The organism is Massilia sp. CT11-108, assembly GCF_047302915.1.
In the GTDB taxonomy this organism is placed as follows: domain Bacteria; phylum Pseudomonadota; class Gammaproteobacteria; order Burkholderiales; family Burkholderiaceae_D; genus Telluria; species Telluria orientalis.
In genome coordinates this window covers 1-13,101 of the sequence record NZ_JBKYMO010000014.1, presented here as the reverse complement: position 1 = coordinate 13,101, position 13,101 = coordinate 1, and the positions used below count along the sequence as shown (strand labels likewise).

The following is a 13,101-nucleotide window of genomic DNA, read 5'->3' as shown; positions in this document are numbered from 1 at the left end:
CATCATGGCTCTCGCATCGTACAACCCGACCCCGCCGTTCCGCATCGGTACCGGCTATGACTGCCACGCCCTCGTCGAAGGGCGCAAACTGATTGTCGGCGGCGTCACCATCCCGCACCGGCTGGGCCTGCTCGGCCACTCGGACGCCGACGTGCTGCTGCATGCCATCATCGACGCCATGCTGGGCGCCGCCGGCCTCGGCGACATCGGCAAGCATTTCCCGGACACCGACCCGATGTTCGCCGGCGCCGACTCGCGCGTGCTGCTGCGCGAAGCGGCCAACCGCGTGCTGGGCACCGGCTACACCATCGGCAACGTGGACGCGACCATCATCGCGCAGCAGCCGAAGATGGCGCCGCACATCCCGCAGATGGTGTCGCGCATCGCCGAGGACATCGGCGCGTCGCCGCAGCAGGTGAACATCAAGGCCAAGACCAATGAAAAACTCGGTTTCCTCGGCCGCGAAGAAGGCATGGCGGCGCAGGCTACCGTGCTGCTGATCCGCGCCACCACGTGACGTCGGGTGGGCACGGGTGCCCACCCAACGCGTTTTTTGTTTCCGTTGTAACATCGTTGGTCTGACGATAACAACGGGGACGACATGACCACCACCACGCCACGTGCGGCCTGGACGCTGATCCTGGCCGCCAGCGCCATCCTGATGATCACGATGGCCGCGCGTCTCACGACGGGCCTGTTCCTGTCGCCGCTGAACACGGCGACGGGCCTCGGCATCGCGTCGATCAGCTTTGCCATGGCCGTCGGCCAGTTCATGTGGGGCGCGTCGCAACCCGTCTTCGGCGCCGTCGCCGACAAATACGGCTCCATGCCCGTCATCGTGCTGGGCGCGGTGCTGCTGGCCGGCGGCCTTGCCGCCACGCCGTTCGTGTCCACGCAATGGGGCCTGCTCGTCACCCTCGGCATCCTGTCCGCGAGCGGGGCGGGCGCGGGCAGCTTCTCGATCCTCATCGGCGCCACCGCGCAGCGCCTGCCGGCCGAGCGGCGCGCGTTCGCGTCCGGTTTCATCAACGCGGGCGGCTCGTTCGGCCAGTTCGTGTTCGCGCCGCTCGTCCAGTTCCTCATCGCGACCACCGGGTGGATCACGGCGATGCTGGCGCTGGCCGCGACGAGCCTCCTCACCATCCCGCTCGCGTGGCCGCTGCGCGGCAAGCCGCCGGCGCAATCCGTCGTCGGCCATGGCGATCTCACTCTCGGCCGGCAGGTGCGCGATGCCATGCGCGACCGCAGTTATCTCTGCCTGCACGCCGGCTTTTTCACGTGCGGCTTCCACATCGCCTTCCTCGTCACCCATCTGCCGGGCGAGGTCGCGCTGTGCGGCCTGCCGGCGGGCGTCTCGGCGACGGCGCTTGGCCTCATCGGCCTCTTCAACATCGCGGGCTCGCTGGCGGCGGGCGCGCTGGCCCAGCGCTACCGCATGAAATGGCTGCTCGCGTTCACGTACGGCAGCCGCGCCGTGATCATCGCGGCTTACCTGCTGGCGCCGAAATCCGCGTGGACGTTCTACCTGTTCGCCGCCGCCCTCGGCTTCACATGGCTCGCGACGGTGCCGCCCACGGCGGGCCTCGTCGGCAAGCTGTTCGGCATGCGCTACCTCGCCACCCTGTTCGGCCTGACGCTGCTGTCGCACCAGATCGGCGGCTTCTTCGGCGCCTGGCTGGGCGGCCTCGCATTCGTGCACTTCGGCGACTACTCGTGGATGTGGTACGCGGACATCGCGCTGGCGCTGGCCGCCGCCCTCGTCAACCTGCCGATCCGCGAGGCGAAGCCGGCACCCGCGGCCGTGGCGGCATAACGCATGGCACGCGATCCCTGGGCCTACCGCGACGTGGCGGTCGAATCCGTGCCGGACCCGCGCACTGGCCGGCTGCGCATCAAGCCGATGGCGGGGCAGGCCTACGCGACGTCGATGCGCGTGCAGTGCGCAAGGACGCTGTCGGACCCCGGGCGCTATCCGGCGGGCACCCGGTTCCTCATCCGTGCCAAGCTGACCGACCGCGCGGGCGGGCCGCCGTTCCTGTATGCGTGGCATGGCGATCCGGTGCGCGTGCTGACGGCGCGCGAGGTGCGCTCGTTCCTGGATGAATACCGGCGCCGGCGTATCTGATCCGCACGGTCCGCCGAAAGTCGTTACACTCTGGGCATCATCCGACCCATCAAGACCGAAAGGACCGTCATGGCAACAAGGAAGATCGCAGTGCTCGTCGGCAGCCTGCGCCAGGAATCGTTTACGCGCAAGCTGGCCAAGAGCCTGATGCTGGCCGCACCGCCCACGCTTGAGCTGGAGATCGTCGACATTTCCGGGCTGCCGCTGTACAACCAGGATGACGAGACCGACACGCCGCCCGCCACCTGGACCGAGTTCCGCGGCCGCATCCGCGACGCCGACGGCGTCCTGTTCTGCACGCCGGAATACAACCGGTCGCTGCCCGCGGTCCTGAAGAACGCCATCGACGTCGGCTCGCGCCCGTACGGCCAGGCCGCGTGGACGGGCAAGCCGTGCGCGGTCGTGTCCAACTCGCCGGGCGCGCTGGGCGGCTTCGGCGCCAACCACGCCGTGCGCCAGTGCCTCGTCTTCCTCAATATGCCGTGCATGCAGTCGCCGGAAGCGTACCTCGGCGGCGTCGGGAGCAAGTTCGACGGCGACACGCTGACGGACGAGGGCCTGAAAACCTTCCTGCAGCAGTTCATGGAGTGTTTTGCGACGTGGGTGGAGCGCCATGCCGACTGATGCCGTAAAAAGTCCGATCGCGATCCGCGAAATCGATCACATCGTGCTGCGCGTGGTGGATCTCGCGCGCATGCTGGCCTTCTATGGCGACGTGCTGGGCTGCCGCGAAGTGCGGCGCCAGGACGAGATCGGCCTCGTGCAGCTGCGCGCCGGCAGTTCGATGGTCGACCTGATCCCGATCTCCGGCAAGCTGGGCGCGGCGGGCGGCGCGGCGCCCGGCAAGGAGGGGCGCAACGTCGATCACTTCTGCTTCCGTGTCGAGCCATTCGACGAAGACGCGATCCGCGCCCACCTGGCCGCGCACGGCATCGAGGCGGGGCCGGCCGCGTCGCGCTTCGGCGCCGAGGGAGAGGGCCCGTCCATCTACCTGTCGGACCCTGAGGGCAACATGATCGAGCTGAAGGGACCGCCCACCGCGCCATGAGGCAGGATGATGAAGCACCGCCGTATGTGCCGCAGGCGCCGGTCGCCTACGGCAAGCCGCCGCCCGGGTGGCGGCGGCACATGTACGACGTCATCTTCGAGGCCGACACCCCGGCCGGGCGGCGCTTCGACATCGCCCTCGTGTGCGCCATCCTCCTCAGCATCCTCGTCGTCGTGCTGGACAGCGTGCCGCGGCTGCATCGCGATCACGCCGACCTGCTGAACGCGTTCGAATGGGGCTTCACCGCGCTGTTCACGGTGGAATACGTGGCGCGCCTCGTGTGCGTGCAGCGGCCGTGGCGCTATGCCGGCGGCTTCTACGGCGTGATCGACCTGCTGGCCGTCCTGCCGTCGTATTTTTCGTTGCTGATGCCGGGCACGGAGCTGCTCCTCGACATCCGCATCCTGCGCCTGCTGCGCGTGTTCCGCATCTTCAAGCTAACCCTGTACATCGAGGAATACACGCGCCTGGGCGAAGCGCTCGCCGCCAGCCGGCGCAAGATCCTCGTGTTCCTGTCCGTCGTGCTGATGGCGATCCTGATCCTCGGCACCGTCATGTACGTCGTCGAGGGACCGAAGAACGGCTACACGAGCATCCCCGTCGCGATGTACTGGGCGACCGTCACCATGACGACCGTCGGGTATGGCGACATCACGCCGCACACCAACCTGGGCAAGGCGATCGCCTCGTTCATGATGCTGATGGGGTGGGGCATCCTCGCCGTGCCGACCGGAATCGTGACGGCCGAGATGACGCTGCGCCGCGGCGACCGGCGGACGGGGCCGTTGCGCGCGGCCCTGCATTGTCCAGCGTGCGGCAGCGGCGGCCACGACGCCACCGCCCGGTTCTGCAAGGATTGCGGGACGGCGCTGCCGGCGCACCACGCTGGCGCAAAATGAGGGTTGCTCTAATGTTAGAATCGGATAGAATCGTCATTACAGTGCAAGTCCCCGCGAATCGATGGACCAGTTGACGGAACCGATATGACGACTTCTGTCGCGCCCCAGGATGTGGGCACCCCGACTGTCCTGATTGTCGACGATACGCCGGCCAACGTGGGCATCCTCGTCGAGTATCTCGAGGGGCGCCAGGTCCGGGTGGCGGTCGCGCAAGAAGGCGAGGAGGGCCTGGCCCGCGCGGAATTCGTGCAGCCGGACCTGATCCTGCTCGACGTGATGATGCCCGGCATGGACGGTTTCGAGACGTGCCGGCGCCTCAAGGCGTCCCCGCGTACGCGCGACATCCCCGTGATCTTCATGACGGCGCTGTCCGAGACCCACGACAAGGTCGCCGGCTTCGCGGCGGGCGGCGTCGACTACGTCACCAAACCATTCCAGATCGATGAAGTGTGGGCGCGCGTCACGACCCACCTGGCACTGCGCAGCGCGCAGAAGCGCCTGGCCGAACAGAACGCGCAGCTGCGGCGCGCCGAAGCCGAGCTGCTGGCCGCCAATGATCTCCTCGAACAGCGCGTGGCCGAGCGCACCGCGGAGCTGGTCCGGACCAACGCCAGGTTGGAACAGAAGATCGCCGACTACAACCAGGCGGAGCGGCGCATCGACTACATGGCGCACCACGATGCCCTGACGGGGCTGCCCAACCGCCTGCTGCTGGAAGACCGGGTCAACCAGGCGATCGCCCAGGCGCGGCGCCATCAGGACGAGATGGTCGCGCAGCTGCACATCGACCTGGACCACTTCAAGACCATCAACGATTCCCTCGGCGAGCGGATCGGCGACCGCCTGCTGCAGGCCGTCGCCTCCCGCCTGCAGCAATGCACGCGCGAGGGCGACAGCCTCGGCTGCCTGGGCGGGAATGCGTTCGGCATCTGCCTCGCGGCCCTGCGGTGCAGCAACGATGCCGCGCTCGTGGCGGGCAAGATCCTCGAGACCCTGAGCCGCCCATTCCACGTCGAAGACCACGAACTGCACGTCAGCGCCAGCATCGGGCTGGGCCTGTTTCCGTCCGACGGCAGCGACGCGTCCGCGCTGCTGCGCGCGGCCAATGCCGCCATGTACCAGGCCAAGCAGAAGGGCCGCAACACGTACCAGTTCTTCACGCCGGCCCTGCACGAAGCGGCGAAGCGGCGCATGGCGGCGACCAGCCAGCTGCGCCAGGCGCTCGCCCACGACGAGTTTTCCGTGTACTACCAGCCGCAGGTCGACATGGAGAGCGGCCGGATCTTCTCGGCCGAAGCGCTGCTGCGCTGGACGCCGCCCGGCAAGGCGGCCCGCTCCTGCGCGGAATTCATCGCCATCGCCGAAGAAACCGGCATCATCGTGCCGATCGGCGAATGGGTGCTGCGCCAGGCCTGCGCACAACTGAGGCGCTGGCGCGACGGCGGCTATCCGGACATGCGGATCGCCGTCAACCTCTCGGCGCGCCAGTTCACCCAGGCCAACCTGACGGAGTTCGTGGCCCAGGTGCTGCGCGACACGGGCGTCCCCGCCGACGCGCTCGAACTCGAGCTGACGGAAAGCCTGACGATGCAGCCCAGCGACGACAACCTCGACGTGATGCGCCGCCTGAGCGCCATGGGCGTGCAACTGTCCATCGACGACTTCGGCACCGGCTATTCCAGCCTCGCTTACCTGCAGAACTTCCCCATCCACGCGCTCAAGATCGACCGCTCGTTCGTCATCGGGATCAACGAGCAGGCGCACGACGCCGCGATCGTCACGGCGATCATCGCGATGGCCCACAGCCTGCACCTGAACCTGATCGCGGAAGGCGTCGACAGCCCCGAGCACGTCTCCTTCCTGACGGCGCACGGCTGCCTGGCCGCGCAGGGCTATTACTACAGCCAGCCGGTGCCGGCGGACGTGATGACGCGGTTGCTCGACCAGAAAAACCTGACGCCGAACGGGGGCGCCAGGATGGGTGCGATTGCGCGCTAGTCTGTCTCATGAGTACAGGAACTTGGACCGATGCAAAGATCGGACCGACATTCGCTACTTCAGGCCGACAAGCCCGGCACGATTAGCCCAGATCAAAGGTAATCAGCCTCGCGCCCTTAGTCTGTGAGCTTCGCGCCGCGGCGCCTGCTGCGGCTCGTTCAACCCAAAACTTTGCGAGGCACAACCATGTATCCATTTCCACAAACGATCGCCCCGGCGGTGCGCACCCACATCGACGCCCAGACCGCGTTCCTGAATGACATGTCGAAATCGCTGTTCAGCTCATTCCAGCAAATGTGCGACCTGAACATCCAGCTCATGCAGACGATGCTGGAAGAAACGACCCTGGCCAGCAAGCACGTGCTGAGCGCCGACCGCCAGTCCGAGCTGCTGAGCGCCGCCACGGCGCGGACGCAGCCCACGACGGAAAAGTTGCGCGCCTACCAGCAGCACATCGCGCGCCTGGCGGCCGACTCCCAGGTCGAGCTGGCCCGCGTGACGGAGCAGCACGTGCAGAACACCACCCGTACCGCGCGCGCCCTGGCGGACGAGGTGGCGCGCGACGCCACCGAGCAGACGGAGCGTGGCCTGCGCGCCCAGCAGGAAACCGTGCGCCAGTTCAGCGATCCATTCATCCGGCCGGGCAACGGTGCCGCCCAGCCGCACGCATCGGGCAGCACGGGCCAGACGCAGCAAATGCCGCCGAGCCAGCAGCAGGGCAGCAAGGACCAGCGGGCCGCCGCGCACTGACCCGGCGCAGTTCCCGGACCTTACGCGCTGCGCCCGGCCACCGGGTGCGGCGCGACGATGTCCTGTGCAGCCTGGGCCGCGGTCCGGATGCGCGGCCCGAGCCCGAACAGCGGACGCAGCAACGGCACCCGGCGCACGATCTCGAAGCCGGCGAAGCTGAGCACCGTCACGAGCACGACGAGCAGCACGGCTTCCAAGCCCGGCGCAAGGTGCAGCGGTTTCGACGCATGGGCCAGGACGACGATCAGCGTCTGGTGCAGGATGTAGACGGGGAACACGGCCTCGGTCAGGTAACGCCGGGCGGGGCCGTCGCGGTCCAGGTGGCGCCGGGCAAAGCCGCAGGCCGCCAGGATCGCGCTCCACGCCAGCAGCGCGTAATTGGCGCGCACCGGCTTCGCGAGCAGTTCCCAGCGCGTGCCGTCGATGCCGCCGGCGTTGTCCAGCGCGATCCACAGCATGAGGAGGGCCCAGCCGGCGAGGGCCAGCGCGAGACACGTCCAGCGCAGCGCCGCGACACGGGACCAGAAGTCGGGAACGCGCGCCATCAGGGCGCCAAGCAGGAAGACCGGCAGATACGTCGCATGGTTGGTCCAGTCGTCCACGAGCGCGTGGGTGACGGGAAAACGATTCAGCATCAGGACGCGCACCAGCGCCAGCACGGCCGCCGGCAGCACGATGATCTTCCAGCCCTCGAGCACGCGGCCGAGCAGGGCGGCGAGACGGTCGAAGCGCGGACCCAGGGCCAGCACGACGAGCCCGAGGACGGCCGTATAGGCCCACAGGTAGGCGACGAACCACAGGTGGTTCCAGGTCGGCAGGATCAGGCAGCCGTCCTGGCAGAAGCCGTGATAGCCGCGCACGTACAGCCGCATGAAGTCGGCGTAGCTGCCCGCATAGCCGAGCTTCTCGACGACTTCGAGATACGACTGCGGCGGCACGATGACGAGCATGCCGAACAGCAGGGGGATCAACAGGCGCCAGCTGCGCTTGCGCAGGAAGGCGAGGGGCCGCAGCTTCGCCAGCATGACGCTGGACGCGACGCCGGACACGAGGAACAGCAGCGCCAGCCGCCACGGCGACGACAGCATCATGAAAGGCTCGAGCGTGGTGCCGGCGTGCGGGCTCTTCACGTGCCAGCCCCACGTCACGTAATACATGCCCACGTGATACAGGATCAGCAGGAAGAAGGCGATGATGCGTACCCAGTCGAGGAAGTGATGGCGCGGAAGATGGCGAGTGTTCATGGCGGATCGTCGTCGGTTGGTCGATGAAATTAACGACGTCAGACTAGATCGGCGCAGGTCGCGATGCGAGCGGATTGTGGCGAGGCGGGAGCCGGGTGGGGCGGGCCGGACGGATGCCAAAAAAAAGCCCGCTTGCGGCGGGCTTGAATCTATTTTCTTGGAGGAAGATAGAGGAGACGGTTCGGAGTATGCGGGGGCATAAGAAATAAATCCAATTTGATTTTCAGATATCGATCATACAAATTTGGAATAATATGGCTGAGATAATTGGTGATGTTTGAGCGCATACATACGTTCTAGAATGGAATGCTGTATTGCAAGCATTTAATTCCTGTTCCCGCTCATGAAAACCACTCTCCTCGGCCGCGCCCTGTCCATCCTGTTCCTGGCGATGCCGCTGGCGCAAGCCGGCAACATCAACGATCTCGTCGACCAGAACTGGATCGAAATCGACAGCCCGAATTTCCGGGTCGTCACCGACCAGCCGGAAGACGTTGCGCGCCACATGATCGTCGACCTGGAAAACTTGCGATACATCTCGAACCGCGTACGCGGTGCGCAATCGCTGGACGGGCCGCCGCTGACGATCGTCGCGATGGGCCGGAGCAGCTTCGCGACGCTGGGGCTGCCCCGGAACATGGCCGGGGTGTTCCAGTTGTCGCGCCTTGGTTACGCGGCCGTCGCAAGGATCGAGGATTACGTCACGTCGGCGGCGGCAAGCGACGTGTCGCGCGCGATCATCCTGCATGAATACCACCATTTCCTCCTGCACTATTCGCCCGAAACGACGGCGTATCCGCGCTGGTACGACGAAGGGATGTCGGAGTACTGGTCGTCGCTGGTCATCCAGGACGGCATGGCATGGTTCGGCCATCCGGTGGAAGGCAGCCATCGCGAGGACTGGCTGGCCGACCGGACGGGCCGGATCAATCTCGATACCAAATGGCTGTTCAACACGAACAAACTCTCTTACGACGACAGTACGCGGGCCGGCAAGATCGACATGGCCCGCTTTTATGCCTGCGCGAAGTACGCGATCCACTACTTCAATTCGAGTCCCGAATTGCGCAGGCAACTCGCGCACTACCTGCGCCTGCATAACATGGGGCTGTCCGAAGACCAGGCCGTACGCATCGCTTTCAAGAAGTCGTACGAGGAACTCGATGTCGACATGCGGCGCTACGTGGAGCGCCGCATGATGGCCCGCGGATTCTCGACCGGCAAGGATGGGCTCGACCTGCCGCAAGTCCAGGTGAAGGTCACGAAGCTCGACCGTCCCGCGACCTACGCCGTCCTGGCCGACGTGGTGCCCCGCTTCGCGAAGCGCGACGCCGACATGATGCGGGAACTGGTCGAGACGAATCTCAAGCTCCACCCGGACGATCCGAAGGCGACCATCCTTGCCGTCAATCGCCGCGTCGTCGACGACGGCATGGCGCGCCTGGATGCGTTGCTGAAACGCTACCCGAACGATGCAAACCTGCTCGCCGCGCGCGCCGAAGGCCTGGACATGGCGGCGGCCGCGATGCACGATACCTGCGTGCCCGGCTGGGAAGCGCCGCTGAAAGAGGCGCGCGACCTGGCCCGGCGCGCCATCACGGCGGACCCGTCCAATCCGCTGGCCTACTTTACCCTGGGCCATGTGTACAAGCTTGCACCCGACATCGGACCGGTACAGGAAGGTATCGCCGGCCTGGACACCCTCGTCATCTACGAACCGACGCCCGGCAGTCTGCGCGCGCTGGCGCACCTCTACCTGCGCAACAAGCAGTTGCCGGAAGCGGTCAAGAGCATCCGCAGCGCCGTCGCGTTCGATGCGGCGGGCAAGAATCCGCTCGACGCGTTGTTGATGGAAAACCTGGAACTCGTCGCCGACATGGCGTCCAGTGCGACGCCGGACGGCAAGGGATTGCGCTACGCGAGCGGCGCCGTCTACGAAGGCCCTGTGACCAGCGGCAAACCGGACGGGAAGGGCAAGTGGCTGCGTCCGGATGGCAGTTATTACGAAGGCGACTTCGTGCAGGGCCAGCCGTCGGGACACGGCAAGCTGGCGAGCGAGCGGGGCGTCGCGTACGAGGGAGCGTTTGCGGCGGGCATGGCCCGTGGCACCGGGCGCATCAGTTTCCCGGCCGGCGGCAAGATGGTCTCGTACGAAGGCGGCGTCGAGGATGCCGTACCATCCGGTCCCGGGGTCCTCGTGACGAAGGAAGGGCGGCTGGAAGCCACGTTCGTGAAGGGCGAGGCGCACGGCGACGGCGTGTTCGTGCCTGCCCACGCCGCGCCCCTGCGCGGCACATGGCACTACGGCGCGTACCAGTGGCCGGTGGCCGACAAGCTCGTGTTCGTCGGCGGCATCGATGGCGAAGGGCGGCGCCAGGGCCTGGGCTGGTGCCGGGCGGACGCCTCGCCGCGGATCGACCTGTGCCGCTACAAGGAGGATCGCAAGATTGCGTTGGACACGGAAGGCGATTGACGCGCTACAATCAATTTCTCCGACCATCGAACGAAAGGCTTTCCATGCAAGCGCGCACCGTCCTCGCCCTCCCTGGCCTCCTGCTGGCCCTGTCGTATGCGGCAAGTAGCCACGCCGCGTCCGCCTGCGGCACGGCACCGTCCGGCGAACTGCGCGCGGAGCGCGTCGCGAGCGTCAAGCCGTCGCGCACCGAGGCCAGCCTGTACGAAGGCCCCGTGTGGATCAAGGACGCGCTGTATTTTTCCGATTTCAGCCTCGGACCAGGCTTCCCGTCGCGCATCCGCAAGCTGGCGGCGGACGGCACGGTGACGACGGTGGTGGAGGACAGCGGCAGCAACGGCCTCGCCGTCGATGCCCACGGCGACCTCGTCGCGGCCACGCACAAGTACAAGGCGCTGTCCCGCTATGCCATCGCGGACGGCAAGCGCACGACACTGGCCGGGGAATATAACGGCCAGGTGTTCGACTCGCCGAACGACATCGCCATCGCGAAAGATGGCACGATCTATTTCACGGACCCGGATTTCCAGAAGGCGGCGGCGCCCGGCGGGCAGCCCGTCACGGGCGTCTATCGCGTGGGCACGGACGGCAAGATCACGCTCGTGGACGGCAGCCGGCCGAATCCGAACGGCGTCGCGCTGTCGCCGGCCGGCGACGTGCTGTACGTGAACGCGGGCGACGGCTTCCTGCGCGCCCACCCGATCGTGAACGGCGCGCCGGGGCAGGGGAAAGACATCGTCAAAGGGCTCGACATCCCGGACGGCATGGCCGTCGATTGCCACGGCAATATCTACGTGACCGAGCACCCGGCCAGGCGGGTGCGCGTGTTCTCGCCGCAGGGGAAACAGCTGGCGACGATCCGCACGGATGCCAACGTGACGAATGCCGCGTTCGGCGGCGCCGACGGCAAGACCCTGTTCCTGACGGGCGCCGGCGCCGTGTGGCAAATCCGGCTGGACGTCGCCGGATCGCCGTACTGACAGACGCGGTGCGCGTGCAGTCGCACGCGCACGTGATGGCTTCAGGCCTTCAGCACGATGCGCTTCTGCTCGCGCGCCGACTGGTAGATCGCCTCGATGATGCGCAGGTCGCGCAAGCCTTCCTCGCCTCCGACGATCGGCTCGCGGTTCTGCAGCACGCATTGCGCCATGTGGTCCAGCTGGCCAGCCCATTGCGTGGCGCCGGGACCCGGCGGCGGCGTGACTTCCTTGTCGCGGCCATTGCCGCCGACCCACATCCGGTTGCCCTGGTAGCCGGTCGCCGGTTCCATCTCGATGCGGCCTTTATCTCCCACCAGCAGGATGTGGTTCTGGTTGGCGCTGTACATCGACTGGCATGAGCCGATCACGCCGGACGGGAACTCCAGCTGGAAGCCGATCATGTCCTCGACCTCGCGGAAGCGCGGGTCCTTGCGGTCCGTCGTTTCCTGGGCATAGACGGCGGTCGGTTCCTCGCCCGTCATGTAGCGCGCCGCGTTGAGGGCGTAGATGCCGATGTCCATCATCGAGCCGCCGCCCGCCAGCGCCTTTTTCAGGCGCCATGCATTCGGATCGCGGAAGTTGAAGCCGTGTTCCGAGCGGAAATAGCGCAGCTTGCCGATCTCGCCGGCGCGCGCGATGCGGCGCGCTTCCAGGTTGTACGGTTCGAAGTGGCAGCGGTAGCCGATCATCAGCTTCTTGCCCGCCTGGCGGCACGCGGCGATCATCGCTTCGCATTCGGCCGACGACACGGCCATCGGCTTTTCGCACAGCACGTGCTTGCCGGCCTTGGCAGCGCGGATCGTGTACTCGGCATGCATCGAGACGGGCAGGCAGACGTAGACGATGTCGATGTCCGGGTTGTTGCGGATCTCGTCGTAGTTCTGGTAGTTGTAGAGGTTCTTTTCCGGGACGCCGTATTCCTGCGCCACGCGCTTCGCCTTGGCGGCATCGCCGCTGACCAGCGCGACGAGCTTGCTGTTCTTGCAGTTCTTGAATTGCGGGATGATGATGCCCAGGCCATAGGAGCCCAGCCCGACGATCGCATAGCCGAGCTTGCGATCGGGCGGGGCCGCCCATGCCATGTCACCCACCGCGCCCGCCGCCAGCGCGCCGCCGGCGGCAAGGACCAGACCTCGCCGATTCCTGTCGATCATCACGTCTCCTTTGTTATGAATGTTAGCGCTCACAGTCGCGTTCTTATTTTAATACGAATGCACGGGCTCGCCCACAATTGGCGCTAATCAATAATCAACTCGCCCCGACGCGCACACTGGCAGATGGTGCCCGGACCGGCCGGGCCATCTTCCAGCGAGGTGAATCATGGTCAAACTCCAGGGCAGCGTGCCCGCAACCAGTGCCGACATGCGGTCCCTCGGGCCGGCGCCGGACGACGAACGCATCGACGTCACCGTCTTCGTGCGCCGCCGCGCGCCGCTCGCACCCCATTCGCTCGACGCGAAACCGGGGCAGCGGCGCTATCTCACGCGCGCCGAATTCGCCGCGCAGCATGGCGCCAGCGATGCCGACCTCGACGCCGTCGCCGCGTTCGCGCAGCGCGCCGGGCTCGTCGTCGTCGAACGCCGG

At 66.7% G+C, this 13,101-nt stretch carries 13 protein-coding genes; 11 read left to right on the top strand and 2 right to left on the bottom strand.

Annotated features, from left to right (window positions below; genetic code table 11):
* The first annotated feature begins 4 nt into the window (after positions 1–4).
* From ispF to ACEN88_RS03050, 8 genes are all read left to right on the top strand, one after another.
* Positions 5–517 carry a 2-C-methyl-D-erythritol 2,4-cyclodiphosphate synthase gene (ispF, locus tag ACEN88_RS03085; protein WP_413337348.1) on the top strand — a complete coding sequence of 171 codons (513 nt, stop codon included), beginning with the start codon at positions 5–7 and terminating at the stop codon, positions 515–517.
* An 84-nt stretch (positions 518–601) separates the two neighbouring features.
* Positions 602–1,813, top strand: coding sequence for an MFS transporter (locus ACEN88_RS03080; protein WP_413337347.1), 1,212 nt, complete (start codon positions 602–604; stop codon positions 1,811–1,813).
* A 3-nt stretch (positions 1,814–1,816) separates the two neighbouring features.
* The gene (locus ACEN88_RS03075) at positions 1,817–2,125 is read left to right on the top strand and encodes a hypothetical protein (RefSeq protein ID WP_413337346.1); all 309 of its coding nucleotides are present in this window, start codon (positions 1,817–1,819) and stop codon (positions 2,123–2,125) included.
* 69 nt (positions 2,126–2,194) lie between these two features.
* A complete protein-coding gene (locus tag ACEN88_RS03070; RefSeq protein WP_413337345.1) occupies positions 2,195–2,749 on the top strand; it encodes an NADPH-dependent FMN reductase in 555 nt (184 codons plus the stop codon).
* Complete coding sequence (locus ACEN88_RS03065; RefSeq protein ID WP_413337344.1) at positions 2,739–3,173, top strand: VOC family protein; 435 nt, start codon at positions 2,739–2,741, stop codon at positions 3,171–3,173. Before ACEN88_RS03070 ends, ACEN88_RS03065 begins: the two co-directional genes overlap by 11 nt.
* Positions 3,170–4,072 (top strand): ion transporter, encoded by a 903-nt coding sequence (locus ACEN88_RS03060; RefSeq protein WP_413337343.1) that lies wholly within the window; start codon positions 3,170–3,172, stop codon positions 4,070–4,072. The genes ACEN88_RS03065 and ACEN88_RS03060 overlap by 4 nt, the downstream gene beginning before the upstream one ends.
* An 84-nt stretch (positions 4,073–4,156) precedes the next feature.
* On the top strand, positions 4,157–6,070 hold the full coding sequence (locus ACEN88_RS03055; RefSeq protein WP_413337342.1) for an EAL domain-containing protein: 1,914 nt from the start codon (positions 4,157–4,159) through the stop codon (positions 6,068–6,070).
* 186 nt (positions 6,071–6,256) lie between these two features.
* Positions 6,257–6,820: a phasin family protein gene (locus ACEN88_RS03050; RefSeq protein WP_413337341.1), complete on the top strand. Its 564-nt coding sequence runs from the start codon at positions 6,257–6,259 to the stop codon at positions 6,818–6,820.
* Positions 6,821–6,840: 20 nt separating this feature from the next.
* Here the strand turns inward: ACEN88_RS03050 and ACEN88_RS03045 are convergent, their stop codons facing one another.
* A complete protein-coding gene (locus tag ACEN88_RS03045) occupies positions 6,841–8,064 on the bottom strand; it encodes an acyltransferase family protein (protein WP_413337340.1) in 1,224 nt (407 codons plus the stop codon).
* 343 nt (positions 8,065–8,407) lie between these two features.
* Between ACEN88_RS03045 and ACEN88_RS03040 the strand changes: the two genes are divergently transcribed.
* Positions 8,408–10,537: a hypothetical protein gene (locus ACEN88_RS03040; RefSeq protein ID WP_413337339.1), complete on the top strand. Its 2,130-nt coding sequence runs from the start codon at positions 8,408–8,410 to the stop codon at positions 10,535–10,537.
* A gap of 44 nt (positions 10,538–10,581) precedes the next feature.
* Positions 10,582–11,517, top strand: a complete 936-nt coding sequence (locus ACEN88_RS03035; RefSeq protein WP_413337338.1) for an SMP-30/gluconolactonase/LRE family protein — start codon at positions 10,582–10,584, stop codon at positions 11,515–11,517.
* Between the two features lie 41 nt (positions 11,518–11,558).
* Here ACEN88_RS03035 and ACEN88_RS03030 read toward each other — a convergent pair whose 3' ends face one another.
* A complete protein-coding gene (locus ACEN88_RS03030) occupies positions 11,559–12,671 on the bottom strand; it encodes a Gfo/Idh/MocA family protein (RefSeq protein WP_413337337.1) in 1,113 nt (370 codons plus the stop codon).
* 166 nt (positions 12,672–12,837) lie between these two features.
* On the opposite strand from ACEN88_RS03030, the gene ACEN88_RS03025 reads away from it, so the two are divergent.
* The coding region (locus tag ACEN88_RS03025) for a protease pro-enzyme activation domain-containing protein (RefSeq protein ID WP_413337336.1) at positions 12,838–13,101 on the top strand (264 nt) is incomplete at its 3' end.

Coding starts and splice junctions, on each gene's coding strand:
- ispF (WP_413337348.1), top strand. CDS start 5: ATGGCTCTCGCATCGTACAACCCGACCCCGCCGTTCCGCATCGGTACC.
- ACEN88_RS03080 (WP_413337347.1), top strand. CDS start 602: ATGACCACCACCACGCCACGTGCGGCCTGGACGCTGATCCTGGCCGCC.
- ACEN88_RS03075 (WP_413337346.1), top strand. CDS start 1,817: ATGGCACGCGATCCCTGGGCCTACCGCGACGTGGCGGTCGAATCCGTG.
- ACEN88_RS03070 (WP_413337345.1), top strand. CDS start 2,195: ATGGCAACAAGGAAGATCGCAGTGCTCGTCGGCAGCCTGCGCCAGGAA.
- ACEN88_RS03065 (WP_413337344.1), top strand. CDS start 2,739: ATGCCGACTGATGCCGTAAAAAGTCCGATCGCGATCCGCGAAATCGAT.
- ACEN88_RS03060 (WP_413337343.1), top strand. CDS start 3,170: ATGAGGCAGGATGATGAAGCACCGCCGTATGTGCCGCAGGCGCCGGTC.
- ACEN88_RS03055 (WP_413337342.1), top strand. CDS start 4,157: ATGACGACTTCTGTCGCGCCCCAGGATGTGGGCACCCCGACTGTCCTG.
- ACEN88_RS03050 (WP_413337341.1), top strand. CDS start 6,257: ATGTATCCATTTCCACAAACGATCGCCCCGGCGGTGCGCACCCACATC.
- ACEN88_RS03045 (WP_413337340.1), bottom strand. CDS start 8,064: ATGAACACTCGCCATCTTCCGCGCCATCACTTCCTCGACTGGGTACGC.
- ACEN88_RS03040 (WP_413337339.1), top strand. CDS start 8,408: ATGAAAACCACTCTCCTCGGCCGCGCCCTGTCCATCCTGTTCCTGGCG.
- ACEN88_RS03035 (WP_413337338.1), top strand. CDS start 10,582: ATGCAAGCGCGCACCGTCCTCGCCCTCCCTGGCCTCCTGCTGGCCCTG.
- ACEN88_RS03030 (WP_413337337.1), bottom strand. CDS start 12,671: ATGATCGACAGGAATCGGCGAGGTCTGGTCCTTGCCGCCGGCGGCGCG.